The sequence below is a fragment of the Streptomyces sp. NPDC021096 genome, from assembly GCF_040641275.1.
Lineage (GTDB): Bacteria > Actinomycetota > Actinomycetes > Streptomycetales > Streptomycetaceae > Streptomyces.
Genome location: NZ_JBFADG010000005.1, coordinates 1 through 24,843 on the forward strand (window position 1 = coordinate 1; position 24,843 = coordinate 24,843).

General features: G+C 70.6%; 26 protein-coding genes. 5 read left to right on the top strand and 21 right to left on the bottom strand.

The genetic code is table 11. The features are described from left to right. The 5 genes from AB0G59_RS10495 to AB0G59_RS10515 form a co-directional block, all read right to left on the bottom strand. The coding region (locus AB0G59_RS10495; RefSeq protein ID WP_360910028.1) for an antibiotic biosynthesis monooxygenase family protein at nt 1-781 on the bottom strand (781 nt) is incomplete at its 3' end. A 46-nt stretch (nt 782-827) separates the two neighbouring features. Continuing rightward, nucleotides 828-1,850, bottom strand: coding sequence for a methyltransferase (locus tag AB0G59_RS10500; RefSeq protein WP_360910030.1), 1,023 nt, complete (start codon nt 1,848-1,850; stop codon nt 828-830). Nucleotides 1,851-1,920: 70 nt separating this feature from the next. Further along, a complete protein-coding gene (locus tag AB0G59_RS10505; RefSeq protein WP_360910032.1) occupies nt 1,921-3,060 on the bottom strand; it encodes a nucleotide disphospho-sugar-binding domain-containing protein in 1,140 nt (379 codons plus the stop codon). A 320-nt stretch (nt 3,061-3,380) separates the two neighbouring features. Beyond that, nucleotides 3,381-4,436 carry a hypothetical protein gene (locus AB0G59_RS10510; RefSeq protein ID WP_360910034.1) on the bottom strand — a complete coding sequence of 352 codons (1,056 nt, stop codon included), beginning with the start codon at nt 4,434-4,436 and terminating at the stop codon, nt 3,381-3,383. 160 nt (nt 4,437-4,596) lie between these two features. Next, nucleotides 4,597-5,124, bottom strand: coding sequence for a MarR family transcriptional regulator (locus tag AB0G59_RS10515; protein ID WP_360910477.1), 528 nt, complete (start codon nt 5,122-5,124; stop codon nt 4,597-4,599). A gap of 76 nt (nt 5,125-5,200) precedes the next feature. Between AB0G59_RS10515 and AB0G59_RS10520 the strand changes: the two genes are divergently transcribed. The 5 genes from AB0G59_RS10520 to AB0G59_RS10540 all read left to right on the top strand — a co-directional run bounded on the left by AB0G59_RS10520 (nt 5,201) and on the right by AB0G59_RS10540 (nt 11,404). Then, on the top strand, nt 5,201-6,847 hold the full coding sequence (locus tag AB0G59_RS10520) for a DHA2 family efflux MFS transporter permease subunit (RefSeq protein WP_360910036.1): 1,647 nt from the start codon (nt 5,201-5,203) through the stop codon (nt 6,845-6,847). 366 nt (nt 6,848-7,213) lie between these two features. Further along, nucleotides 7,214-8,281 (top strand): glucose-1-phosphate thymidylyltransferase, encoded by a 1,068-nt coding sequence (locus tag AB0G59_RS10525; RefSeq protein ID WP_360910038.1) that lies wholly within the window; start codon nt 7,214-7,216, stop codon nt 8,279-8,281. After that, entirely contained in the window at nt 8,278-9,264 is a 987-nt protein-coding gene (rfbB, locus tag AB0G59_RS10530; protein WP_360910040.1) for a dTDP-glucose 4,6-dehydratase, read from the top strand. Before AB0G59_RS10525 ends, rfbB begins: the two co-directional genes overlap by 4 nt. 463 nt (nt 9,265-9,727) lie before the next feature. After that, nucleotides 9,728-10,333: a response regulator transcription factor gene (locus AB0G59_RS10535; protein WP_360910042.1), complete on the top strand. Its 606-nt coding sequence runs from the start codon at nt 9,728-9,730 to the stop codon at nt 10,331-10,333. A gap of 483 nt (nt 10,334-10,816) precedes the next feature. Continuing rightward, nucleotides 10,817-11,404 (top strand): hypothetical protein, encoded by a 588-nt coding sequence (locus AB0G59_RS10540; protein ID WP_071966931.1) that lies wholly within the window; start codon nt 10,817-10,819, stop codon nt 11,402-11,404. Between the two features lie 82 nt (nt 11,405-11,486). On the opposite strand, the gene AB0G59_RS10545 is transcribed toward AB0G59_RS10540, so the two are convergent. From AB0G59_RS10545 to AB0G59_RS10620, 16 genes are all read right to left on the bottom strand, one after another. Further along, nucleotides 11,487-12,464, bottom strand: a complete 978-nt coding sequence (locus AB0G59_RS10545; protein ID WP_360910044.1) for an acyltransferase domain-containing protein — start codon at nt 12,462-12,464, stop codon at nt 11,487-11,489. Beyond that, a complete protein-coding gene (gene fabD / locus AB0G59_RS10550) occupies nt 12,461-13,432 on the bottom strand; it encodes an ACP S-malonyltransferase (protein WP_360910046.1) in 972 nt (323 codons plus the stop codon). The genes AB0G59_RS10545 and fabD overlap by 4 nt, the downstream gene beginning before the upstream one ends. 35 nt (nt 13,433-13,467) lie before the next feature. After that, nucleotides 13,468-13,656, bottom strand: coding sequence for a ferredoxin (locus tag AB0G59_RS10555; RefSeq protein ID WP_360910048.1), 189 nt, complete (start codon nt 13,654-13,656; stop codon nt 13,468-13,470). Between the two features lie 25 nt (nt 13,657-13,681). Beyond that, nucleotides 13,682-14,866: a cytochrome P450 gene (locus tag AB0G59_RS10560; protein WP_360910050.1), complete on the bottom strand. Its 1,185-nt coding sequence runs from the start codon at nt 14,864-14,866 to the stop codon at nt 13,682-13,684. Nucleotides 14,867-14,880: 14 nt separating this feature from the next. Beyond that, complete coding sequence (locus tag AB0G59_RS10565; protein WP_071967007.1) at nt 14,881-15,144, bottom strand: acyl carrier protein; 264 nt, start codon at nt 15,142-15,144, stop codon at nt 14,881-14,883. 91 nt (nt 15,145-15,235) lie between these two features. Continuing rightward, the gene (locus AB0G59_RS10570; RefSeq protein ID WP_360910052.1) at nt 15,236-16,444 is read right to left on the bottom strand and encodes a ketosynthase chain-length factor; all 1,209 of its coding nucleotides are present in this window, start codon (nt 16,442-16,444) and stop codon (nt 15,236-15,238) included. Then, nucleotides 16,441-17,712: a beta-ketoacyl-[acyl-carrier-protein] synthase family protein gene (locus tag AB0G59_RS10575; RefSeq protein ID WP_360910054.1), complete on the bottom strand. Its 1,272-nt coding sequence runs from the start codon at nt 17,710-17,712 to the stop codon at nt 16,441-16,443. The genes AB0G59_RS10570 and AB0G59_RS10575 overlap by 4 nt, the downstream gene beginning before the upstream one ends. Before the next feature lie 84 nt (nt 17,713-17,796). Then, complete coding sequence (locus AB0G59_RS10580; protein ID WP_360910056.1) at nt 17,797-19,290, bottom strand: FAD-dependent monooxygenase; 1,494 nt, start codon at nt 19,288-19,290, stop codon at nt 17,797-17,799. 31 nt (nt 19,291-19,321) lie between these two features. After that, nucleotides 19,322-20,266 carry an aromatase/cyclase gene (locus AB0G59_RS10585; protein WP_360910058.1) on the bottom strand — a complete coding sequence of 315 codons (945 nt, stop codon included), beginning with the start codon at nt 20,264-20,266 and terminating at the stop codon, nt 19,322-19,324. 64 nt (nt 20,267-20,330) lie between these two features. Beyond that, on the bottom strand, nt 20,331-20,579 hold the full coding sequence (locus AB0G59_RS10590) for an acyl carrier protein (protein ID WP_360910060.1): 249 nt from the start codon (nt 20,577-20,579) through the stop codon (nt 20,331-20,333). A 28-nt stretch (nt 20,580-20,607) separates the two neighbouring features. Next, nucleotides 20,608-20,937, bottom strand: coding sequence for a TcmI family type II polyketide cyclase (locus AB0G59_RS10595; protein ID WP_360910062.1), 330 nt, complete (start codon nt 20,935-20,937; stop codon nt 20,608-20,610). 41 nt (nt 20,938-20,978) lie between these two features. Next, nucleotides 20,979-22,502 carry an FAD-dependent monooxygenase gene (locus AB0G59_RS10600; RefSeq protein WP_360910064.1) on the bottom strand — a complete coding sequence of 508 codons (1,524 nt, stop codon included), beginning with the start codon at nt 22,500-22,502 and terminating at the stop codon, nt 20,979-20,981. Then, nucleotides 22,499-23,068 (bottom strand): NAD(P)H-dependent oxidoreductase, encoded by a 570-nt coding sequence (locus AB0G59_RS10605; RefSeq protein WP_360910066.1) that lies wholly within the window; start codon nt 23,066-23,068, stop codon nt 22,499-22,501. The genes AB0G59_RS10600 and AB0G59_RS10605 overlap by 4 nt, the downstream gene beginning before the upstream one ends. After that, nucleotides 23,065-23,391: a darcynin family protein gene (locus AB0G59_RS10610; protein ID WP_360910068.1), complete on the bottom strand. Its 327-nt coding sequence runs from the start codon at nt 23,389-23,391 to the stop codon at nt 23,065-23,067. The genes AB0G59_RS10605 and AB0G59_RS10610 overlap by 4 nt, the downstream gene beginning before the upstream one ends. Nucleotides 23,392-23,446: 55 nt before the next feature. Beyond that, a complete protein-coding gene (locus tag AB0G59_RS10615; RefSeq protein ID WP_360910070.1) occupies nt 23,447-24,232 on the bottom strand; it encodes an SDR family NAD(P)-dependent oxidoreductase in 786 nt (261 codons plus the stop codon). A gap of 235 nt (nt 24,233-24,467) precedes the next feature. Continuing rightward, a complete protein-coding gene (locus AB0G59_RS10620; protein ID WP_360910072.1) occupies nt 24,468-24,803 on the bottom strand; it encodes a thioredoxin family protein in 336 nt (111 codons plus the stop codon). Nucleotides 24,804-24,843: the final 40 nt, after the last annotated feature.

The window sequence follows — 24,843 nt, forward strand, 5'->3', positions numbered from 1 at the left end:
CGAAGACGTACGTGCGCGACCTGCAGTGGAAGGCCTTCCTGCCGGCCGTGATGACCATGGACGGCTGGGCCCCGAGCGACAAGCAGCCCTGGCGACCGGCCGGCTGGTCGGCGGCCGACCGCGAGAAGACGACCTCGTAGGTGTTGGACGACCGCGACGTCAGCAGCGGCCGGGCGGCGGCGCGCATGGCGCGCGTTTCGGCCGGGCGGTCCGCTTCCGGCAGGTCGTGGAACGCCTGGTAGGCCTCGCGGTCGTCCCACTGGGCGTAGTTGACGACGAAGTCGCCCTCCAGCCCGCGCAGGATGGAGTTGGAGCGGAAGCCCGGCACGTCGTGCATCCACTCGTCGGGCTTGGCGAACAGGTCGACGAGCTTCGCCTGGTTCGCGGGCTCGACGCCCATGATGACGATGACCGTGAAGTCGTCGCGGTCGGGCGATATCTCGATGTGCTCCAGCGAGGGCGCGAGGTGGGTGGCCACCACCTCGGTCTTGAGCAGATGGACCGACGTGGTCAGCTCGGTGAAGTACGGCACCGTGTTGTGCTTGAAGTTCTCGCCCTCGTAGCGGTCCTGGAGGTCGTCCACGCTGCGCCACTGGATGTAGTTGGCGGCACACGGCTTGTCCAGGCCGCCGTGCAGGGTGGAGGACCGCCACCCCGGGTAGTTCGCCCCCTCGATGATGCCCTGCATCGTGTCGAGCAGGGTCTTCTGGTCCTCCCGGGTGGCGGTGTCGAACAGGTTGAACACCGTGAGCGATCCGTTGTCCGGCGTGATGAATGGCATGTCTTCCGGTCCCTCCGCTTGGCTTGGATCAGGTGCGGATCCGGGATCAGGCCCGGACTGCTTCGACGACGCTGTGCAGGCCCGCCGGGACGATCCGGGTCAGCCGGAGCCCGGCGCGGGCGAAGAGGTCGGCGAACTCGGCCTCGGTGCGCTGCCGGCCGCCGCAGAGCACCAGCATGTTGAGGTCCATCAGCGTGACGGTCCCCGACGGCTCGGCCGGGCCCGGCATGACCGCCTCGACGAGCAGCACCCGGCCGTCACCGGTCAGGGCCTCGCGGCAGTTGGCCAGGATCCTCAGCGACCGCTCGTCGTCCCAGTCGTGGATGACGTTCGACAGCAGATAGGCGTCGCCGCCGGCCGGCACGGAGTCGAAGAAGTCGCCGGCGACGATGTCGACGCGGTCGTCGACGCCGCTCTCCTGGAACGTGCGCTTCGCGCCGGTGACGACGTCGGGCTGGTCGTACAGCAGGCCGCGGGCGTCGGGGTTGGCGGCGAGGACCGCGGCGAGCAGGGCGCCGTGGCCGCCCGCGACGTCCACGATCGTGCCGAGGCCGCCGAAGTCGTAGGCGCCGACCACGGGGGCGATCAGCTGGCGCGACGCCTCGGTCATGGCGTCGTCGAACACGCGCGAGACGTCGTCGCGCTCGCGCATGAAGTCCCAGACGTCCTGCCCGTGGATCCGCTCGAAGGCGCTCTCGCCGGTGCGGACGCTGTCCGCGAGGCCGGCCCAGGTGTTGCGGTCGGCGGCGAGGCCGACCCACCGTGCGAAGTTGCGCATCGAGGCCGGCGAGTCGCTGCGGAGCGCGTCACCGACGTCGGTCAGCGCGAACACCTTGCCGTCGCGCTCCTCGAAGAGCCCGATGGCGGCGCAGGCGCGCAGCAGCCGGTAGAGCGTCGGCGCGTGCGCGCCGGCCTCCTCGGCGATCTCGTCCACGGGCCGGGCGCCGTCCGCCAGCGCGTCGGCGACACCGAGTTCGGCGGCGGCGCTCACGGCGGCGGCCATCCAGCTCGACGTCGCCAGCTGCAGCACGCGGACGGAGGGGGGCGGCTTCGGAAGTGAGGTCTCCATGACGGGCGGACCCTTTCGGTCGCGGGGTGGGGACGGGTGGCGTGGGCGGGGCGCGGGCATCAGCGGGCGGTCATCCGCGCGCCAGTGCTTCCAGGTCGCCGACGACGTCGTTGGGGGTGGGCAGCCCGTGGAGTTCACGGGCGAGTTCCCGGGCCTGCCGCGCGTAGCCGTCGTCCTTGAGGATCTTGTGGCAGGCCTCGAAGGTGTTGTCCGGCGATCCGTCGCCCCGGTGGAGCACCACGCTCGAACCCTGCTGCTCCAGCAGCCGCAGCGATCTCTCGAACGCCTCGAACTGGTTGACCACGACCTGGGGCGTGCCCGCCGCCATGGCGTTGAGGGCGGTCAGGCCGCCGCAGTGCACGATGGCGTCGCAGGTGCGGACGAGGTACTCCATCGGCGCCCAGCCGCTGCGCACCTCCGGGAAGCGGACGCGCAGCTTCTCGGCCGCCCGTTCGTTCGCGGCGACCACGATCTCGGCGTCGAGCTCGGACAGCCGCGTCACCAGCGCGCAGAGGTAGTCGAACATCTCCGGCATGGCGGTGCGGAAGCTGCCGAGCGTGACGCACACGCGGGGGCGCGGGCCCGGGCTGTACATCCAGGGCTCCAGCTTGCACTGCCGGTTTCCCGGCACCCACCGCATGGGCCTGCCGGGCGGTGCGCCCGGCGGGATCAGGCTCGGCGGGCAGATGTCGAGGAACAGGTCCGGGTCGGGCAGCCGGTCGAGGTCGAACGCCGCGAGTTCCGGGGCGAGTTCCTCGTTCACGTACCTCTCGACGCCGTCGAAGTGCAGCCAGTCCCACGCCTGCCGGACGTACGGTACGCCGAGGTGGGCGCCGAGCAGCGGGCCGGCGTGGGCGTCGGTGCCGCCGATCACGAGGTCCGGGCGCCAGACCTCGGCGAGCTTCAGCAGTCCGTCGAGGCTGACCGCCGCCTGACGGCCGAACCACCGGCCGACATAGGGCAGCTCCTGCTCGGTGGACCACGGGAACTCGATCGGCCCGCCCGGCCGGTCCAGTGTTTTGATGCTCTCCGTCGTGTGGTCGGTGGCCACGGCCACCGGTGGCAGCCCGACGGCCGCGATCGTGGGGGTCAGCTCGTCGAACGCCGCGACCATGATCTCGTGTCCGGCGTTGCGCACCGCCGTCGCGAGCGGGGCCAGCGCGAAGACACCCGCCGGGCTCGTGCCCGCGGCGATGAAGAGAACTTTCATGCTTCTCCTTGGGGCCTGGCCTCGACGACCGGCGGCGGGCTCGTGAGCAGACAGAGCCAGGAGACGTCGGCAGGTCGCACGGCCGAGGGGAGGAAAGCCGGTGTGGAGGCGTCGGAAGGCCTACCGGCGGAGATGAGGAAACGAAGGGAACGCGGCAGCTGGGCACATGCGTTCCAAGATGGAAGGTATCTTCTTCGCCGCAGGTGGCCTTGTCAAGGGCGGGCCGCCGCACGGCAGTTCGGGCCGTTCGTCGCGACCAGCAGGGCGCACGCAAGGCGACGGCCGCCCCGGGGCGCGGGGCGGCCGTCGTCGGTGGTGGGTTACTCGCCCGCGCTGTACTTCGCGAGGATCTCGCGGTGCAGCTCAATCAGGCGCGGTACGTCCTCGCGGTCGGCCCGGGCCATGCCGCACTCGGTGCAGATGCCCCACGGCCGGCCGCCCTCGGGCAGGTACCGGTCGATGAGGGCGACCTGTGCGTCGATCGTGCCCTCTCGCTGGCGGTCGGGGTGGTAGGGGACGATCGAGAGGTAGAGCTCGGTCGCGGGGTGGTTCTCCAGGTCGGTCAGCGGGGAGAAGTACGCCTCGTCGTCGCGGTCCTGGGGCACGGTGAAGGAGATCCAGGCCGGTGGCCGGGCGGCGTGCGCGGTCACCGCGTTGGTGAGCGCGACCTGGGTGGCCAGGGACTTGGGCTCGATCATGTGCCGGTGCTCGAAGTCGCCGTAGCACAGGTGCAGTCCGACCGGCACATCCGCCGGAAGGTGGTCCATGAGCGCCGCGAGGCGCGACGCCATCGGCTCCAGGAGGGCGGGATCCTGGTCGGCCATGACGGTCTCCACCGCCGCGTCCCACTGCACGGCCACGTCGTGGTGCGGCACGCGGGCCAGGAGCCGGTCCAGGTCGGCGAGCAGCGCACGTGCGTAGGAGGGGCCGATGCGGTCCTTGTCGCGGGGGTGGAAGAGCGTGCCGACCGCCGTGGGGGTGGGGTACTCGGCCTGCATGCGGACGCCGGCGGGGATCACGCCCTCGTCGCGCAGCGCCGCGAAGGTCGCGTAGGACTTCTCGTACTCGGCCGCGTAGCCGAGGTCGGGCCACTGGATCGCACTGGGGTCGACGCCGTCGGCGAGGCGCACCGAGGGGCCGCCCGTATAGGAGTCGCCGGAGTCGGAGTCGGCGTCGCAGGGGCCGTCGGCCTGCTGCAGGCCCGGGGTCGCCAGGAGGCGGGGGTATTGGTAGCCGATCCACTGGGCCCGGCCGCCGGTCTCGCCGTCGGGCAGGCGCCGTAAGCCTTGGGGGACCCGTTCGGCGAGGGCTCTGAGGACGGTGGCGGAGTCCGGCAGGTTGACCCCGCCGTTGAAGTGGACTGCGACAGGAGGCATGCGGACCTCTCGGGTGTGCGGCTCACGTGCGGTTCGGTGAGAACCGGCTCGTCCAGCCCCAACTCCTCCTGGGGCGCCTCGGTCACGGTCCGCATCCCGCTCTCCCCCCGCGCCGGTGAAGGGCGCGGGAGGGGACGTATGGACGCGAGGCGTCGGCGGGTCAGCTGCTGCCGCGTGAGGGGCGTGCGCTCGGGCGGTGCTCCTGATACTCGTGGGCGAGCAGCGAATCCATGGTCTCGCGGAGGTGGCCGATGAAGTCCTCGAACTGCCGCAGCTGCTCCGGGGTGTACTGCGACATCTCCGTGGCCATGCGCTGGGCGAACGGGCCGAAGAACTCCTCGGCGCGCGGCTTGACGTGGGGGCTGCTGCGCAGGGTCACGATCCTGCGGTCGGTGTGCTCGCGGGTGCGGACGATGTGGCCGGCCAGTTCGAGGCGGTTGAGCAGGGCGGTCGTCGCTCCGGACGACAGGGAGATGCGCTCGCTCAGCCGGGCCGGCGACAGGGGCACCCCCTTGTCCTCGGCGTACAGGATCTCCGCCAGGGCCGCGGCGTCGGTGGAGTGCAGCCCCAGCCAGGTCGCGAACCGCTGGGTGAACTCCGTGTAGTTGGCGCCGAATGCTCGCAGCCCCTCCATGAGGCGGTCGCGCTGGACCTCAATGCTGCCGGACTCCGGTTTCCCCATCGACATGCTCCACTTCTCCATCTGCGCAGAGGGCGTGCTCTGCCACTCCATTTGACAACCTACCCTGCCCCAAAATATCTTCATGGCGAAGATACATCAGAGTGGAGGCACCTTGAACGGCACTGCAGAATCCCCTGCCAAGCGTCAGTGGTTAGGCCTTATCGCCGTATCGCTGGGTGTGGCACTGATTGTCGTGGACGTCACCATCGTCAACGTGATCCTCGCCCCCGTCATCGAGGACCTCGAGATCGACTCGGTCGAGGCCCAGTGGATCCAGGAGTCGTACGCGATCGCCTTCGCCGCGCTGCTCCTGCTCACCGGACGCCTCTCCGACCTGTACGGCGCCCGCAAGATCTTCCTCATCGGCCTCGCCGTGTTCGGCGTGACGAGCCTGATGGCCGCGGTCGCGCCCAACGGCGGCCTGCTGATCCTGGCCCGGTTCGTCCAGGGCATCGGCGGGGCCATGATCCTGCCGACGTCGCTGGCCCTGGTGAACATGACGTTCAGCGGCAAGGCCCGTGGGCAGGCGTTCGCCATCTGGGGATCGACGATCGGCGCCGCCGCGGCGGTCGGCCCGCTGCTGGGCGGCTGGCTCGCGGACTTCTCCTGGCGCTGGGCCTTCGGCATCAACATCCCGCTCGTGATCGTGGTCGCCGCGGGCGTCCTGGTCTATCTGTCCGCCTCGCCCGCCGGCCGGGGGCGCATCGACGTCCTCGGCAGCGTGCTGTCGGCCGTCGGACTGGGCCTGCTGGCGTTCGCACTGATCGAAGGACGCACCTACGGCTGGCTGGAGACCATCGAGCCGATGGAGATCGGCGGATTCTCCTGGAGCGGCAACCCCTCCCCCGTCCTCGTCGCACTCCTCGCCTCGGCCGTGGCCCTGTTCGCCTTCTGGCGCCGGCAGGCGGCGCTCGGCCGCAAGGACGGCGAGCCGCTGATGGACGTGCGGCTGTTCTCCATCCCCTCGTTCCGCAACGGCAACGTCGTGACGCTCGCCGTCGGCCTCGGTGAGTTCGGCATCATCGCGGTGCTGCCGCTGTGGCTGCAGTTCGCCCTGGACTACTCCGCGTTCCAGGCCGGGCTCGCGCTCGTCGCCCTGGCCGGGGGCAGTTTCTGCGCCAGCGGTGCGAGCTTCTCGATGACCGCTTCGGTCCCGGCGCTGCAGCAGGTGCGGATCGGTCTGTTCCTGGAGGCCGCCGGTCTGGTGATCCTGGGGCTGATCGCGGCCACCGACAGCGCCTGGTGGCTGATCGCGCTGGCGCTGTTCGTCTACGGCATCGGCGTCGGGTTCGCCACCGCGCAGGTCACCAACATCGTGCTCGCCGACGTGCCGCCGCGGAGCGCCGGACAGGGCTCGGGCATCCAGAGCTCGGCGCGCCAGCTCGGCTCCGCGCTGGGCATCGCCGCCCTCGCCACGCTGTTCTTCAGCACGCTCACCTCCGACCTGACCGACCGTCTCACCGACAACGGGCTCTCGGGCCAGGACGCCGAGCGGCTCAGCGGGGCGGTGACGGAGAGCGCCGGATCGGTGATCCCGGCGCTGTCGGCCGACCCGAAGACCGCCGCGGCGGCGGACGCCGCGCGCGAGGCGATGACCACCGGCCTCGAGATCTCCAGCTACGTCTGCGCCGGGCTGCTGGTGCTGGCGCTCGCGGCCACGCTGTTCATCTCCCCGAAGACCGCCACCGCGACGTACGAGCACGCGGAGCCGGAGCCGAGCCCGCACTGATCCCGCACGGACCGTGCGCGGCGCGGCCATCCCGCGCCGGCGTTTGCCGGCGCCCCGGGCGGCCCGGTCGGAGGAACCCCCCGTGACCTCCGACCGGGCCGCCTTTCGTATGCCTTCCGGCACTTCCACGCGATTCGGCCGGGAAGCCATGAGAAATACAGGCGGCAATGGTGTGGAAATCACTTGTGCGGCGCCATCCCATTCGAACTCCGCAGGAATTGACAATTAATATCCGGGATCCCTGGACAAGCCAACTCCGGAGCGCCTAGCTTTAATTGCAGGAACGTGCACAGACGCTTGGGGGATACTGATGTCGTCGCACATACCCATGACCCTTGAAGGCCTGCGCACCCGGGGCGGCGCGTCATGAAGGCCCTCGTACTGTCGGGGGGCGCGGGCACGCGGATGCGGCCGCTCACCCACACCACCGCGAAGCAACTGGTGCCCGTGGCCAACAAGCCCGTCCTCTTCTACGGCCTGGAGGCCATCGCCCGGGCGGGCATCAGGGACGTCGGCATCATCGTCGGCGAGACCGCCGACGAGATCCGGGACGCCATCGGCGACGGCTCGAAGTTCGGCCTCGACGTCACCTACATTCCCCAGGCGGAGCCGCTCGGACTGGCCCACGCCGTCCTGATCGCACGGGAATTCCTCGGGGACGACGACTTCGTCATGTATCTGGGCGACAACTTCCTCGTCGGCGGAATCTCCCGGCTCGTCGACAATTTCCGCCTGGAGCGCCCGGACGCCCAGATCCTGCTGACCCGGGTGAGCGACCCCACCGTCTTCGGCGTGGCCGAACTGGGCGCGTCGGGAAGCGTGGTGCGCCTGGAGGAGAAACCACTCCACCCCAAGAGCGACCTCGCGGTGGTCGGCGTGTATTTGTTCACGCCCGCCATCCACGAGGCGGTCCGCTCGATCACACCGTCCCTGCGGGGCGAGCTGGAGATCACCCACGCCATCCAATGGCTCATCGACACGCGGCGGACCGTGCGCTCCACGACGGTCTCCGGCTACTGGAAGGACACCGGCAACGTGATGGACATGCTGGAGGTCAACCGGACGGTGCTGGAGACGCTGGAACCGCGGATCGAGGGGGAGGTCGACGAGGAGAGCCAGATCATCGGCCGGGTCCTGATCGAGGAGGGCGCGCGGGTGCACAGGTCCCGCGTCGTCGGTCCCGCCATCATCGGCCGCTCCACGGTGATCAGCGACTCCTACATCGGCGCCTACACCTCCGTCTCGGAGGACTGCCGCATCGAGAACAGCGAGATCGAGTTCTCGATCGTGCTCCGGGATTCGTCGATCAAGGGCGTGCGCAGGGTCGAGGCGTCCCTGATCGGACGCAACGTCACGGTCACCCCGGCGCCGGCCGTCCCCCACGCCCACCGCCTCGTCCTCGGCGACCACAGCACGGTGCAGATCTCCTCATGACCGTCACCGACGTGCTGGTGACCGGCGGTGCGGGGTTCATCGGCTCCCACTACGTACGCACCCTCCTCGGCCCCCAGGGCCCGGGCGACGTCGCGGTGACCGTGCTGGACAAGCTCACCTACGCGGGAAACCCGGCCAACCTCGATCCGGTGCGCTCGCACCCGCGGTTCACCTTCGTCCAGGGCGACATCTGCGACGCACCGCTCGTCGACTCGCTGATGGGCCGGGCCGGCCACGTGGTGCACTTCGCCGCCGAGTCCCACGTGGACCGCTCGATCCGGGGCTCGACCGCGTTCGTACGGACCAACGTCATGGGCACCCAGGTCCTGCTCGACGCGGCCCTGCGCGCGGGTGCGCGCACCTTCGTGCACATCTCCACGGACGAGGTCTACGGCTCGATCGCCGAGGGATCCTGGCCGGAGGAGCACCCGCTGCGCCCCACCTCGCCCTACTCGGCGTCCAAGGCCTCCAGCGACCTGCTGGCCCTCAGCTACCACCGCACCCACGGGCTGGACGTACGCGTGACCCGGTGCTCCAACAATTACGGGCACCACCACTTCCCGGAGAAGGCCATACCGCTGTTCGTGACCAACCTGCTCGACGGGAAGAAGGTGCCGCTGTACGGCGACGGGCGCAACGTCCGGGACTGGCTGCACATCGACGACCACGTGCGGGGGATCGAACTGGTCCGCACCGGGGGACGTCCCGGCGAGATCTACAACATCGGCGGCGGCACGGAGCTGACCAACAAGGAGCTCACCGGATACCTGCTCGCGGAGTGCGGCGCGGACTGGGACATGGTGGAGTACGTCGCCGACCGCAAGGGGCACGACCTGCGCTACTCCGTCGACTGCACGAAGATCCGGACGGAGTTGGGGTACCGGCCGCGCAAGGACTTCGCGACCGGGCTGGCCGAGACCGTCGCCTGGTACCGGCGCCACCGCCACTGGTGGGAGCCACTGAAGGACCGCGCGGTCCTGTGAGGGGTGTTCAACCGGCCGACGCCCGGCCCCCGCACTGCAGTTGAACACCGCTGGGCACCCCCCGACGCGACGCACGCTCGAGAAGGTCCAGGTCTTCGGCGCCTGGGCCTTCCGTGCTGCGCGCCGACCGCTAGCGGAAGCCAAGCGTCCTCGGTTGCCCCTCTCGTACACTCTCCGCACAGCCCTCACCGCCCGTCCCCATCGCGCGCACGTCCTCCCTGCTCAAAAGGCGCACGGGAGACGCAAAGCGCCCCGGACCGCTACGACTCCCCCGACGGACTTCACTTATTGAATCCCTCATTCAACATATCGAGCACGGAGATCGGGCGCGGAGATCGCAGAGCCGCCCGGATACCTGACGCGGAAGCATTAGCTGTAAAAAACATCGACCAAGAGCTAGGCTCTTGCCCCACCAGCGCCCTGGGCGCACTGCACGGCACTCGCGTTCACCTCTGGAGGGCAAGTGATTAGGGTTCTGCTCGCCGAAGGCGTGTTCATGGTACGGGGGGCATTTATCGCACTACTGGCGCGGGAAGACGACATCGACGTCGTCGCGGACTTAGGTGACACCAACGAAGTCCTGCCCGCCGCCCGGCTTCACCGGCCGGATGTCGCGGTGATCGACATAGACATGCCCGGGCAGGACGACCTCTCCATAATCGATAAGCTCCATCACGAGCTTCCAAAGACGCGTGCACTGATCCTCACTCATCACTGGCGCCCCGCCACGGTGCGCCGGGCGCTGAACATGGAGGTCGGTGGATTCCTGCTCAAGGATTCGCCACCGGAGAAGCTCGTCAGCGCCATCCGGGACCTGGCGGCAGGACACCGGGTGATCGACGCGGAGCTGGCGGTGTCCGCCTGGCAGGCGCCCGCGCCCCCGCTCACCGAACGCGAGCTGGAGGTCCTGCGGCTCGCGGCCGCGGGTGAGGACGTGCCCGACATCGCGGCACGGCTGCATCTGTCCCCCGGCACCGTCCGCAATTACCTGACCACCGTGGCCGCCAAACTCAACGCGCGCACCCGTGTGGACGCCGTCCGCATCGCCGTGGACGCCGGCTGGCTGTAACGTTCCTGCAATGTCCCCATGATAAAAAGCTCCCGCCGGAGCGGTGGTAATTCCCCCGCCCGGCAGGGGCTTTGTCATGTTTACCCCGGGTTCCCGGATCCGCGGAAGTGACGCCACCATGAGAACAGGTGTGAATTTTCCATGATCGAATCGGATGATTCCACAATGCATTCATGATGGAGACACTCCCGCATGGAGATGCTCTGCCATACCTTGGAGATCGGAAAGGTAAGCAGCACAGTCCGGAACAGGGGGAAATGGACGGCCGCTATGGAATGCCTATCGAAGAATCTCGACCATGCTCGACGGAGTTCGCTCGGGTGCTTCAGGGAAACCCCGGGAAAAATGCTGTGCGACAGCTGCAGAGAGCGGCTTTCCTCCTGTCTGCGCGAACTCCCCGCTCTTTATCTCGGCTGTGAGATCGCACTCGGGGGAACACGCACGCCGCAAGAAAGGGTATCGACGTCCCACAGCCGGCAGGACATGCCGTTCAACGCGGCGGCGGCCGAGGTGCGTTCGTCGATCACATCCGTCCTGGCATCGTGGGCGGCCCTCATCGCCGACGAGCGCGGCATCGGGGCGCCGCAGCGCCACGTCGTCCAACTGGCCCGGTTCGTCCACGAGAACGTCCGCTGGCTCTGCGCCCACTGGGCGGCCGGTGACGCCGTCGAGGAGTTCACCACCCTGACCCGGCTGGCCCGGCGGGCGTGCGAACCGCGGCAGGTGCGCATCGTCCCGGTCGGCGACTGCGTACGGTCCCGGTGCACCGGCAAGCTCCGCGCCGTGGTCAAGGTCGTCCCGGGCGCGCGCCCCAAGCCGTCGGAGATCCGGTGCAGCGCCGACGACGGGCACTGGTGGGCCTCCGACGAATGGGCCGCGCTCAGCACGGGCATGCACGCGCACGAGGGTTCCGGCCGCGTCTGGTACAGCGTGGCGGACATCGAAGCGCTCAGGAACATCTCCAGCGGGAGCGTCTACCGCCTCGCCAGCCAGAACCAGTGGCGGCGCCGCAAGGTCTCCGGAAAGGTCTACTACCACCACGCGGACGTCACCGCCGCCCTCGGTAGCTGACCGACCGTCACGGGCGCGGGGTGCGGGCTCATGGCCCCACCCCGCGCCGTTCGCGTGGCCCGGTGCGCCGCCGCGCCGCCGGTCAGGGGCGCGCGCCCAGTCGTACGAGCCCATGCGTCCAGGCCGTACCGGCGTCCCGTCCCGCAGGCGCCAGCAACGTCACCACCGTGCTGCGCCCTTCGCGCACCGACGGGTGCCTGCGCGCCAGGGTCGCGAGCCCACCGGCCGGGCCGCCGTCGGCCACGAGGTACCGCCCGCCGTCGAGCAGGGTCTCGAGGGCGGGCCAGAACAACACCGGCGCCGCCATCTGCCCCGCCCAGAACTCGGGCCGCACCCCCTCCTCCGCCGTGACGACACGAGCGGTGCGGGTCGACACGATCGGGATCCCCGGCGGGCGCAGCGTCTCGGCCGCGATCGCCGCGCCGAACCCGCGGGCGGCCCGGGCCATCGCCGGCGAGTGCCACGGTTCGAGCGCCCGCACCCGGCGGGCGACCATGCCCTCGTCCCGCAGGGCCCGTTCGGCCTCGGACAGCCCGGGTTCCGGCCCGGCGAGCACCGTCTGCAGGGGACCGTTGTGCGCGCCCACCACCACGTCCTGGCCCACCCCCCGGCTGCGCAGGCGGTCCAGGACCCGCTCCGGCGCGCCCGCCACGGCGAGCATGCCGCCCGGCGGAGCATCGTCCAGTACGGCACAGCGCGCCGCGATGATCCGCGCCGCCGCGGGCAGGTCGAACACCCCGGCCAGGGTGGCGGCGGCCAGTTCGCCGACGCTGTGGCCGATCATCACGGCCGGCCGGACGCCCCGGTCGGCCAGCACGCGGCCGATCCCGTACCCGATCATGAACAGCAGTGGCTGTGCCCGGGTGCCCCGGTCGGCCGATGCGCCGTCCACGCGGGCCAGCCAGTCGTCGCGGACGGCCTTGCCCTCGGGGCCCAGGGCGGTGAGGAACTCGTCGGCGGCGGCGGTGAAGGCCGGCTCCCGTTCGTAGAGCTCGACGGCCATGCCGGCGTGCTGGAAGCCCTGGCCCGCGAGCAGCAGGGCGACGGGCAGTTCGCTCATCCCGCCCACGCCCCGCGGCACTCCCGCGCGCCGAGCGCCTCGACCGCGCGGTCGAGGCGCTCGGCGTCACCGGTCCGGTGCACCTCGGCCTCCGGGCACAGCCGGCCGCACAGCACGCTCAGCGCCTTGCCAGGGCCGACTTCCACGAACCGGTCGGCGCCGGCCGCCGCCAGGGCCTCGACCGTGTCGGTCCACAGCACCCGGCTGGTGAACTGGCGGCGCAGACAGGTGGCTGCCTCCTGCGCGGTGCGTACGGGCGCGGCCGTGACGGCCGACAGGACGGGCAGTTCGGGGTCGCGCAGGGCGGTCCCCTCGATCGCCTGCCCGAACTCCTCCTCGATGCCCGACAGCAGGCTGCAGTGGGCCGGGCCGCCGATGTCGAGCGTGAGCACCCGCTCCGCGCCGGCCCGTTCGGCGAGGGCGAGCAGGCGGGCCACTCCCCCGCGCTGGCCCGACACCACCACCTGTCGGTGGTGGTTGTGGTTGGCGATCTCGACGACCTCGCCGGTGTCGGCGGCGGCCCGGACGCAGAGGTCCTCCACGTCGGCCAGGACGAGGCCGACGACGGCCCCCAGGCATCCCGGGACGCTGCGGTTGACCGAGTCCATCAGCTCGCCGCGCAGCCGGACCAGACGCAGGCCGTCGGTCCAGTCGAGGACGCCGGCCGCGACCATCGCGGCGAACTCGCCCAGGCTGTGCCCGGCCACGAAGCCCGGCACGACGCCATGGCCCCGGAGGACCTCGTGGGCGACGACGCTGGTGAGGAACACCGCCGGCTGGGTCACGGGCATGGCGCGCAGTTCGTCGGCCGGCCCCTCGAAACACAGCTCGGTCAGGGGAAGGCCCAGGATCTCGTCGGCGACCCGGTAGTACGAGTCGAGGAGTTCGGGGCGTCGCTCGACCAGTGCGCGGCCCATGCCGACGCGTTGCGAGCCCTGACCGGGGAACACGAAGGCTGTCGTGTTCATCTTCGGCACCACCTTCGATTCTTCGACGGCGGCGCTCAGGAGATCCTGAGCGCCGCGATGGGACACACCCGCACCGCGCTCATCGCGGCGCCCTGCTGGTCCGTCGGCACGTCGCCGTCCACGAGGAGTTCGGCGTGGCCTTCGTCGGCGCTGAGCAGACCCGGCGCCACGCCCTCGCACAAGCCGTGTCCTTCGCAGCGGCGTCGGTCGACGGTGATCTTCATCCCGGCAGCCCTTCGTCGAAAGAGATCAGGTCCTCAGCGACACCGGCAGGGACGCGATGCCGCGGATGGTGTTGTGCAGGCGCCAGGTGGGCTCGCCGATCTCGATGGACCGGACCCGCCGGGAGAGCGCCTTCAGGAGGCTGTGGCCCTCCAGCCGGGAGAGCGCCTGGCCGACGCAGCCGTGGATGCCGTGGCCGAATCCGATGTGCTGGGCGACGCCGGGCCGGTTGACGTCGAACGTCTCCGGGTCGCTCCACTGGCGCTCGTCGCGGTTGGCGGAGCCGTACAGCAGGAGCACCCGTGCGTCGGTCTCCAGGGTGACGCCGCCCAGCTCCCGCTCGCGCGTCACCAGGCGGGTGAAGCCGCGCAGCGGGGACTCGATGCGGAGGATCTCGTTGAACGCGGAGGAGATGACGGCCTCGTCCGCGCGGACCCGGTCCCACTGGTCCGGGTGCGAGCCGAACAGCCACAGCATGCTGGACAGCGCGCTGACGGAGGTGTCCATCGAGGGGGCAAGGAAGTCCCCCAGGAGGCCCGGGAGCAGGTGCTCCTCGATCTTTCCCTCCTTGGCGTCGCTCACCAGCTGGGCGCCCCAGCTGTCGGGGCGCAGGTTTCCGGGTACCGACATCCGCTGGAGGAACTCGGACATCTCCTGGAGCAGCGGGAATCCCGACATGGTGCGCTCGTTGAGCGGTCCGAAGGCGTTGAAGCCGGCGGTCGCCCACTCCAGCAGCCGCTCCTTGCCCTCCTCCACCGGCCAGCCGAGCAGGTCGGGGACCACCGCCAGCGGGAACGCCTGGGCGAAGTCGGTGACCGCGTCGAACGTGCCCTTCTCGACGAGCTCGTCGACCAGTTTGTTCGCCCAGCCCTCGATGTAGTCGTGGAACTGCTCCAGCGCCTTGGGCTTGAGGTGCCGGGCCACGAGGCCGCGCACATAGCCGTGGTAGGGCGGGTCGCTGGTGAAGCTGCTGCCCTTCTGCGCCTTGTTCAGCGTCTCGGTCAGCCCCACACCGGATCCGGAGGAGAAGGTGGTGTGGTCGTGCAGCGCGTCGTAGACCTCGCGGTAGCGGGCGACGGCGAAGACCTGGTGGGCTTCCAGCCACACCACCGGTCCGAGGTCACGCAGCCGCCGGTAGTCCTCGTAGGGCGAGAGGATCGAGGCGTCGGTGTAGGGATCGATGTCGGTACGGGGAATGGTGTTCGCCGCCATGCGGATCTCCTTGGTCAGTTGTGGAGCGAGTGGTCCAGCAGATGGGCGTTGACGACCTGGACCAGGTCGTCGGGGGTCTCGATGTCGACGAAGGCCGTGTCCTCGAACTTGAGCCCGTACTCGCGGCCGATGCGGCTCGCGGTCTCCAGGAGCGCGAGCGAGTCGTATCCGAGCTCCTCGAACGACACGTCCGAGACGTCGCCTTCGAGCATGCTGACGCCGCCCGCGCCCTCCCGGAGGATGCGCTTGAGGTCCTCGATGTCGAATGTCCGGTTCATGCTTCCGCCCCGTTCGCAGAGGTCGTCGTCGGCCGGGCGCACCCGGCCCTGGGAAGTCGAGGGGATGTCGTCGGCGGTGCGTACGGTGCGCTCACCGTGCCGCCCGCACCACGACGGCGGAGTTGAAGCCGCCCTGTCCCCGACCGAGGACGACCGCGGTGCGCACCCGGGCGGGGCGGGCCTCCCCGCAGACCAGGTCGATGTCGTACTCCGGTGCGCGGCAGACGTTCACCGTCGGCGGTATCACCCCGTCGCGGATCGACAGCAGTGCGGCCGCCACGTCGAGCGCTCCGGCGCCCCCCGCCAGCCGGCCGGTCATCGTCTTGGGGGCGGTGACGGGCACACGGCCGGCCCCGAACACCGCGTTGATCGCCTCGACTTCGAGCCGGTCGAGCTCGGGCACGGCGGCCGCGTCCGCGAAGACGACGTCCACCTCGTCCGGGGACACTCCCGCGTCGTCGAGGGCGGTCGTGATCGCCCTGCGCAGGCCGGGCTCGCGGGCGCTGCCCGGCTTGGGGTCCATCGTGGCGCCGTACCCGGCGATCTCGCCGTAGATCTCCGCGCCCCGCTGCCGTGCGGATGCCAGGTCCTCCATCACGAGCAGCGCGCCACCCTCGCCCGGCACGTGCCCGTCGGCCTTGGAGTCGAAGGGGAGGTAGGCGGCGTCCGGGTCCTGTGAGGTGCTCATGCGGTTGCCGGCCATCTGTGCGACCCAGCCCCAGGGACACAGGGAGCCGTCCACTCCGCCCGAGATGATGAGCTTGGTTCCCTTGCGGAGCTGGCGGCGGGCCTGGGCGATGGCGTCCAGGCCGCCCGCCTGGTCGCTGACGACCACGCCGCTGGGGCCCCGCATCCCGTGCCGGATGGAGATCTGTCCCGTGTTGACGGCGTAGAACCAGGCGTAGGACTGGTACGCGCTGACGTACTCGGGCCCCTTGCTCCACAGCCTCTCCAGCTCGCGCTGGCCGAACTCGAAGCCGCCCGCGGAGCTGGCGGTGATCACTCCCGTGCTGAAGTCGGGCAGCTCGGAGGGCTGGACGCCGGCGTCGTCCAGCGCCCAGGCAGCGGCGGTCAGCGCGAGGCGGGTCATGTGGTCGGTCTGCGGGATCAGCCGGCTCGGCAGGTGGGCCGCGGGGTCGAAGGGCACCTCGCCGGCCACCTTCGCGGGGTACCGCGAGGCGTCGAAGCGGCTGAGGGCGGTGATGCCGCCGGCCCCTTCGACCGTGGACTTCCAGTACGCGTCGGTGCCCTTGCCGTTCGGCGCGATGGCGCCGATCCCGGTCACTGCCACGGCCGTCACGCGGTGCTCCTCTCGGGGTCGGCCAGGACCATCGCGCTCTGGAAGCCGCCGAAGCCGCTGCCCACGGTGAGCACGCGGTCGGTCTTCCAGTCGCGGGCCGTCAACGGCACGTAGTCCAGGTCGAGTTCGGGGTCCTGGTGGTGCAGGTTCGCGGTGGGCGGCACCACGTTCTCCTTGATCGTCAGCGCGGAGGCGGCGATCTCGATCGAGCCGATCGCGCCGAGCGAGTGGCCCACCATCGACTTGATGGAGCTCACCGGCACGCGGTAGGCGTGCTCGCCGAGGCTGCGCTTGAACGCCGCGGTCTCGTGCCGGTCGTTCTGCTTGGTGCCGGAGCCGTGGGCGTTGACGTAGTCGAGGTCGGCCGGGTGCAGCCGGGCCTCGTCGAGCGCCACGGTGATGGCCTCGGCCATCTCGGCGCCGTCCGCGCGCAGTCCGGTCATGTGGTAGGCGTTGCTGCGGGTGGCGTAGCCGAGGATCTCGGCGTAGACGGTCGCGCCGCGCCGCCGGGCCGTCTCGTACTCCTCCAGGACGAAGCCCGCGGCGCCCTCGCCGAGGACGAAGCCGTTGCGGGTGCTGTCGTAGGGGCGGGAGGCGTGTTCGGGATCGTCGTTGTGGACGCTCGTCGCCTTGATCGCGTCGAAGCAGGCGACCGTGATGGGCGAGATCGGGGCCTCCGTCGCGCCCGTGATCATCACGTCGGCGGCACCTTCGCGGATCAGCTCGACGGCGTGTCCCACGGCGTCGATGCCCGAGGTGCAACCGGTGGAGACCACCGTGCACGGTCCCTCGGCGCCCACCGACCACGCCACCTCCGTGGCGAGCGAACTGGGCACGAGGTAGTCGTAAAGGTGCGGGGTGGCGTAGGAGTGGTCGACGAGGTTCAGCGCCCCGTCGTCGCTCACCACCCGGTACTCGTCCTCGAGGCTGGTGGTGGCCCCGACGGCGTTGCCGATCGTCACGCCGACGCGGTGCGGGTCGAGGTCGGCGAGCTCGAGCCCGCTGTCGAGCACCGCTTCCCGGGTGGAGACCACGGCGAACTGCGCGGCGCGGTCCATCCGGCGGATCTCCTGGGCGCCCAGGCCGTGTTCCTGCGGCCGGAAGTCGACTTCGGCCGCGAGCCGTGAGCGGTACGGCGTCGGGTCGAAGTGCGACAGCGTCCGCGTCGCCGTGCGCCCCTCACTGATCAGAGACCAGAAGTTCTTGGTGCCGACACCTCCCGGTGCCAGCACCCCTATTCCAGTGATGACAACTCGCCGCCTCATCATCTATCCCTTCAGAACAGCGACAGGAATGTGAATCCGGACATGCTGGAGGGCCGCCCCGCGCAGGGCGGCCCTGGTGAATTCCCCTCACGCCGGCTGGGCAACCGTTTCGGCGTCGCCGAACCAGCGGCGCAGCGCCTGCCGCAGGGGCAGCCGCGCCCGGTCGGTCCATACGACGTGTCCGTCCGGCCGCAGCAGGAACGCGGCGCCGTCGGTGAGGTCCGCGTCGCAGGTGCCGCCGACGACGCGCACGCGGCCGGTCCAGGGGCGTGCGGCCTGGAGGAGGTCCCCGGCGGACGTCCGGTCCCCTGTCAGGTCGAGCAGGACGGCGTGGCCGTCGCCGAGCAGGCGGGAGACCGTCGTGGGTGTCCCGTCGACGGTCACGTCGAGGTCGGGCATGCGCGCGCCCAGGAGCGGGCCGTTGTCGGGTCCCACGGCGTAGCGCACATCGAGGCCGCTCACCATGCCGGCGAACAGCTCGTGGAGCTGCGGGCGGGCCAGCAGCTCGGCGAGCACGTCGCGCACGGGGGCGGTCCCGGCTCCGCCGAACAGCAGCATGCCCTGCGCCTGGACGTTGTCCAGGACCCGCCGGCCGACGGGATGGCGCTCCTCGTGGTAGCTGTCGAGCAGGTCGGGGGGCGCCCATCCGTGCACCTGCGCGGCGAGCTTCCAGCCGAGGTTGGCGGCGTCCTGCAGGCCGAGGTTGAGGGCCTGGCCGCCGACGGGCATGTGCACGTGGGCGGCGTCGCCCGCGAGCAGGACGCGGCCGCGCCGGTAGGCGGTGGCCTGGGCGCGGGCGTCGTCGAAGGCGTCGAGCCAGATCGCGGTGGCCCCGGCGATGTCCTCGCCCGTGACCGTCCGCCAGGCCTGGGCGACCTCGGCGAACGACGGGGGGCCGGTGCGGGGTGCCGGGGGCCGGCCGGAGGTGTGGACCATGACCCGTGTGACGCCGTCGGCCCGTCGCGAGGAGGCGGCGAAGCCGCGCTCGAAGCGCTCGAACCGGCGGTCGGGCACCTCGATGCCGGTGATGTCCGCGCGCAGCAGTTCGCGCACGGCGGCGCTGCCGGAGAGCTCGAAGCCCGCGAGGTCGCGCACCGTGCTCCCGGCCCCGTCACAGCCCACCAGGTAGTCGGCGCGGAGCGTGCGGGGACCGGCGGGCGTGTCGAACCGCGCCTCGACGCCGTCGTCGGTGACGTGGAGCGTGCGCAGCCGGTGCTCCCGGCGCAGGTCCACCCCCGCGGCGCGGGCCCGCTCCCCCAGCACCGCCTCCGTACGGAACTGGGGGACCTTCCAGTTGCCCGCGTATCTGCTCGCCGTGGTGCGGGCGTCGAACGCGAGGCCGCCGAAGTGGCCGGCCGCCTCGTGTGCGAGGTCGTCGAACGCCTCCACGAGGCCGCGCTGGGCGAGGAGTTCCATCGTGCGGGCGTTGAGCTGGGAGGCGCGGGACTCGGTCATGGGCTCGGCGAGGGTGTCGGCGAGCACCACGCGCACGCCGTGCAGCCGCAGGTCGCCCGCCAGCAGCAGCCCGACGGGGCCGGCGCCGACCACGACGACCTGCGCGGTCGCGTCCGGGGGCGTCATGGCGTCGGCCCCGGGCCGTCGGTGCGCGAGGTCATGGCCGGTCGCCCTCGATGTGGGCCTTGGCGTGGGCGAGGGTGCTCAGGCTGTTGGTGCCCAGTGCCTTGCGGACCATGGTGCGCGCCTCGTCGAGGCCAGCGTCGGTGCCGAGGACCGCCGCGATGTTGGCCTCGTTGATGACGACCGTGTGCTGCGAGGTCGCCAGGACGCCGTCGGCGTTCTCCTCGAACCGCCACTGCCCGGTGTGCAGGGTCATCAGCGGCGGTACCTGGATCTGCTTGTAGTGGATACGGCCGGGCGGCAGGCACACCCGCACCGACGTGGTGGTGTGGACGGTTCCGTCGGTGGTGCGGGTGTCCATCTCGAGCAGCTGCAGCCCGTCCTCGTCCTCCAGCCGTACCCGTGCGACGTGCGGGAGGCGCTCCTGCCACAGGTGCGCCTCGTTGATGAAGGCGAAGACGTCCTGGGCGCTGCCGGCGATCTGCGTGGTGTCCTCGAACGACAGCAGCGCCGGCGATGCGCCGGCGGCGGCCTCCGCGTGGGCCTTGAGCGCGCCCAGTTCGGCTCGGCTGTTGCGGTCGACGGCCGTGGTGATCCACTCCAGGGCGCCGGGCTCGCCGTCGACGGCGCGGTAGTCGTGCAGCAGGCGCACGCGACACCGCTCGTCGCCGTCGGCCTCGACGATCCAGGCGCCGCCCATCGCGGCGACCGGGTGGCTGGAGACCTCCTGGCGGAACTCGATGCGACCGTCGGCGGGCAGCAGCCGCCTGCGGGACGTCCAGGTCTTGGCCACGCCGTTGGCGGTGGCCCAGATCCGGATCCGTTCGTTGTCGCCGCCACGTTCGATGCGCTCCACGTGGACGCTCGGCGGGAACACCTGTGGCCAGTTCTCCACCTCTTCGAGGAGCTGGTACACGGTCTTCGCCGGTGCGTCGACCGTGATGTCGTGCTCGACTTCGTGGCCTTCCGATCCGCTCATCGTGCCTCCCGGGCTCGTTCGTCGATTCGTCGAAGAGAGTTCTCGCGACCCGCGGTCCGAGGGCTCAGGCGGAATTGATCAGCTCGATGAAGCTGCGGGGCGTGGTGGCGCCGGTCACGGCGTCGTCGTCCAGGTCGACGCCGTATTCCCGGGAGATGACCGAGGCGGTCTCCAGCAGCGCGAGCGAGTCGTATCCGAGGTCGGTGAACGGCGAGTCCAGGATGTCGCCGTCCAGGTCGACGCCCTCTTCCGTGCCGGCCGCGCTGAGCAATATCCTCTTGAGATCGTCGATGGTGAACGTCATCACCGTCATGTGTGCTTCTCCTTTCGTCCGTCCTGTTTCAGGCGCCCTGTTCCCAGTGGTAGAAGCGCTGCGCGATCGCGTCGGCGGGCGAGCGCCAGGTCTCGGGGTCGTAGGCGCTGATGTGTTTCTTCAGGTCGTCGCTGATTCCCACGAAGAGCGGGTGCGAGCGTGCTTCGGCGATCCGCTCGCCGCCGTCCTGGGAGTGGAAGTCCTGGAGGTGGAAGTACAGCCCCTGGTAGCTGAAGAGCTGCCGGCGCAGTGTTCCCATGCGCTGCGGCATGTCCGTGCGGTCGAATTCCGTGAAGAGCTTACCGACTCCGTCGATCGAGTTCGGGTCCATGCGTGCGACGATCAAAGTGCTGTGCATTGCCGTCTCCTTCGTTCCGTCCGTTGCGGCGTCGCGGGCCGTCACCGGTGTGCGACGAGCTCCGTCTCCTGGGCGCGGCCCGCGCCGAACCAGGTGCCGAGTGCTGCGGTCAGGTCCCCGCCGTCGGGGGCCGCCCAGGCGATGTGGCCGTCGGGGCGCAGCAGCAGCCCGCTCGTACCGGTGAGCCGTTCGTCCTCGACGGTCGCCGTCACCACGTCCACGCGGTCCGCCCAGCGCTCGCCGGTGCGGCGCAGTGCCGGGTCGTCGGTGAGGTCGAGGAGCACTCCCCGGGCGGGGTGGAGCAGTTTCGCCGTGGTGGTGGGGCCGGAGCCGGTGAGGACCTCGCACGGGGGCATCCGCCGTCCCAGGAGCGGGTGCTGTCCCGGTCCGGTGTCGTAGCGGATGTCGAGGCCGGTGACCATGCCGGCGAGGTGGCGGGCGACGTCGTCGTCGCGCAGCAGCTCGCCCAGCACCGCGCGGAGCGGTTCCACGTCGCTGCCGCCCAGGTAGATGAGGCCCTGGGCCCGGGTGTTGGTCAGGACGCGCTCCCCGACGGGGTGGCGCTCCCGGTGGTAGGTGTCGAGCAGGTCCGCTTCGCTGCGGCCGGTGACGACGGCGGCGAGCTTCCAGCCGAGGTTGACGGCGTCCTGCACGCCGACGCTGAGCCCCTGGCCGCCCGCGGGCAGGTGGATGTGGGCGGCGTCGCCGGCCAGCAGCACGCGTCCGCGGCGGTAGGCGGTGACCAGGCGGGAGGCGTCGGTGAAGGAGCTGATCCACCGGGCCTCGCCGTGGCCGATGTCCTCGCCGGTGAGCCGCTTCCAGGCGCCGGCCACCTCGGCGAAGGTGGGCGGGCCCGTGCGTTCGCGGGGGGCGGTGCCGCGTTCGCAGACGATGACCCGGTCGACGTCGTCGCGCAGTCTGGCGGCCATGACCATGCCGCCGTGGACGCGTTCGCCGATGAAGCGCGGGCGCACGTCGGCGCCCGCGATGTCGGCGAGGAACATCTCGCTGGTCGCGTCGTGGCCGGGGAAGTCGAAGCCGGCGGCCTGCCGGACGCTGCTGCGGCCGCCGTCGGCGCCGACGAGGTAGGAGCAGCGCAGCACGCGGTCGCCGGCGGGCGTGGAGACGGAGATCTCGACGAGGTCGTCGCCGGGGCGTACGTCGGTGACCTCGTGTCCGCGCAGGACCGTGGCGCCCAGCCCGGTGGCCCAGCGTGCCAGCACCCCTTCGGTCTCGCTCTGCTCGACGTTGCGTACGCCGAAGTGGCCGTCGGGCAGCACGCCGTAGTCCATGGGGATGCCGCCGAAGTGGCCCTTGGTGCTGATCTCGGGGTTCGTGAAGTGGTCCAGCAGTCCGCGCTGGTCGAACACTTCGGTGGCGCGGGCGGTGAAGCCGAGTCCGCGGGACTCGGTGACGGGCTCGGTCAGCCGCTCGACGACGATCACCTCGGCGCCGCCGAGGCGGAGCTCCCCGGCCAGCATGAGGCCGGTCGGCCCCGCCCCGGCCACGATCACCGGTGCGTCGACCTCCGGGGCGGTGGTGCGGTGGGCGGCGTCGCCGTTCACGCGGATGCCTTGCGCCGCAGGGGCTCCAGCGCCCGGCTCCAGGCCACGGTCCGGTCCAGTACGGCCTCGACCGACGCCCGGCTCGCCTCGGCGGGCCGGAAGGTGCTGTGGTCGGCGAAGTCGGTGGCGAAGGTCAGCGCCGCCTGGGCGCGCACCGTGGCGACCTGGAGTTCGGCCAGGATCAGGCGGAGGTGCTCGACGGCGCGGGTGGCGCCCAGCGGTCCGTAGCCGACGAAGCCGGCGGCCTTGTCGCCCCACTCCGCGTACAGGAAGTCGATGGCGTTCTTCAGGGCGCCGGGTATCGAGTGGTTGTACTCGGGCGTCACGAAGACGAACCCGTCGAGCCGTGCGATGCGCTCGGCCCAGGCGAGGGTGTGCGGCTGGGTGTAGACGCCGGCCATCGGCGGGACGGCTTCGTCGAGGTGCGGCAGTGCGTGGTCGGCGATGTCGACGAGCTCGTACTCGGCGTCGTCGCGGCGGCTCGCGATGTCGTGGACCCAGCGGGCGACCGCTTCGCCGTTGCGTCCCGGCCGGGTGCTGCCGAGGATGATGCCGATCCTGGTCATGCCTGCTCCCGGTCGGCGTAGTAGGTCCCCTGCATGCCGATGACGTTGTCCGTGATGACGGCGAACCTCTCGGCCATCAGCGGGCATTCGTGCAGTTCCTCGACGAGGTCGTTGTAGGCCGTGACGTCGTCGAAGTGGACGAGGAAGAAATTGCTGAGCCGGGCGCTGAACGCCGCGGCGCGGAACGGCTGGATCTGCAGGACCTGCGCGTGCTTCCCGATGACGGGGAACAGGTGCTTGGCCTCGAATTCCTCGCGCTCGGCGCGGGACTTGAGGAACCATTCGGGCTCGAATCGGACCCCGAGGAATGCTGTGTAGTGCACAGGAAGGTCTCCTTGTCGCTGCCGGCGCCCGGCCGGCCGTGGGACGGGGGGCGGCTCAGAAGTTGCCCAGGCCGCCGCAGACGTTGAGGGCCTGCGAGGTCACCGAGGCGGCCCTGTCGCCGACGAGGTAGCCGACCATGCCCGCCACCTCGTCCACGGTCGAGTAGCGACCGAGCGGGATCTTCGCCTCGAACCTCTGGAGGATGTCGTCCTCGGTCGTCTCCCAGGCCTTCGCGTAATTGCTGCGGACGCGCTCGGCCATCGGCGTCTCCACGTACCCCGGGCAGACCGCGTTCACGGTGATCCCGGTCTTCGCGAGTTCGTTGCCTAGGGACTTGGTGAATCCGACGACGCCGTGCTTCGACGCCGAATAGGGGGATGCCAGCACGACGCCCTGCTTTCCGGCGGTGGAGGCGATGTTGACGATCCGGCCCCAGCTCTTGTCCCGCATTCCGCCGACCGAGAGCACGTCGCGCGTCATGTAGAAGACGCTGTTGAGGTTCGTGTCGATGACGTTGAGCCATGTCTCGTCGGTGAGGTCCGCGGTGACGCCGCCGCCTCCGCATCCCGCGTTGTTGACGAGGACGTCGATGCTGCCGTAGCGCTCGACCGCCGCGGTCACCGTGGCCCGTACCTGCTCGGCCGAGCGGACGTCGCAGTCGGTGCCGTCGGCGTCGTAGCCCTTGGCCCTCAACTGCTCGACGGTCAGCTTCACATCGGCCGCGCTGCGGGCGCACAGGAAGACCCGGTGGCCGAGCTCCCCGAGCTGGTGCGCGATCGCCAGGCCGATGCCGCTGGTCGCTCCGGTGACGAGCGCGGTCCTTCCGGCTCCGTTCGTCATGTTCCCTCCTCGACTGCAAACGAAGAGCGGCCCGGGATCACCCGGGCCGCTCTGGGAGTCATGTGGTGCGGAAAGATGCTGGTGCGGATTCGGAAAGGTGCCTCGGTCACGTGTCGCGACGGCGACGAGAGGTGTCAGGACCGGCGGCGAGGCGCCGGTGGGCACAAACTTTCCAATGTGATGCCCATGTTCTTCACTCCAGGTCGGGTTGTCAAGAGGGGCCGAACGGGTGTCGTCACCCGCTTCCCGCGCAGGCCTGGCCGACCCACTCCCCCAGCGCCTGCGGATGGGGGGCCACGACCTCGGCGAGTTTGGTGCCGTTGAGGAACGCCATGAAGACGGGGACGGGTCCGACACCCGCCTTCTGGGCGATCTCGAACGCCTCGTCGATGTCCACCGAACGGAAGTCGACGGTTCCGGCGAATTCGGGAAGCTCGGAGAGCCGTACGAAGACAGGGCCGATCACCCGGCAGCGAGGGGCCCATGTCGCACAGAAGCCCACCACCACGGGCTTGTCCTGGCTGATGGCCACCTCGAACTCGGCCAAGCTCGTCAGCGGTGTGACGGCCATGCGCTCCGCCCCTCGACGCGTCGTTCCCATGAACCCTACG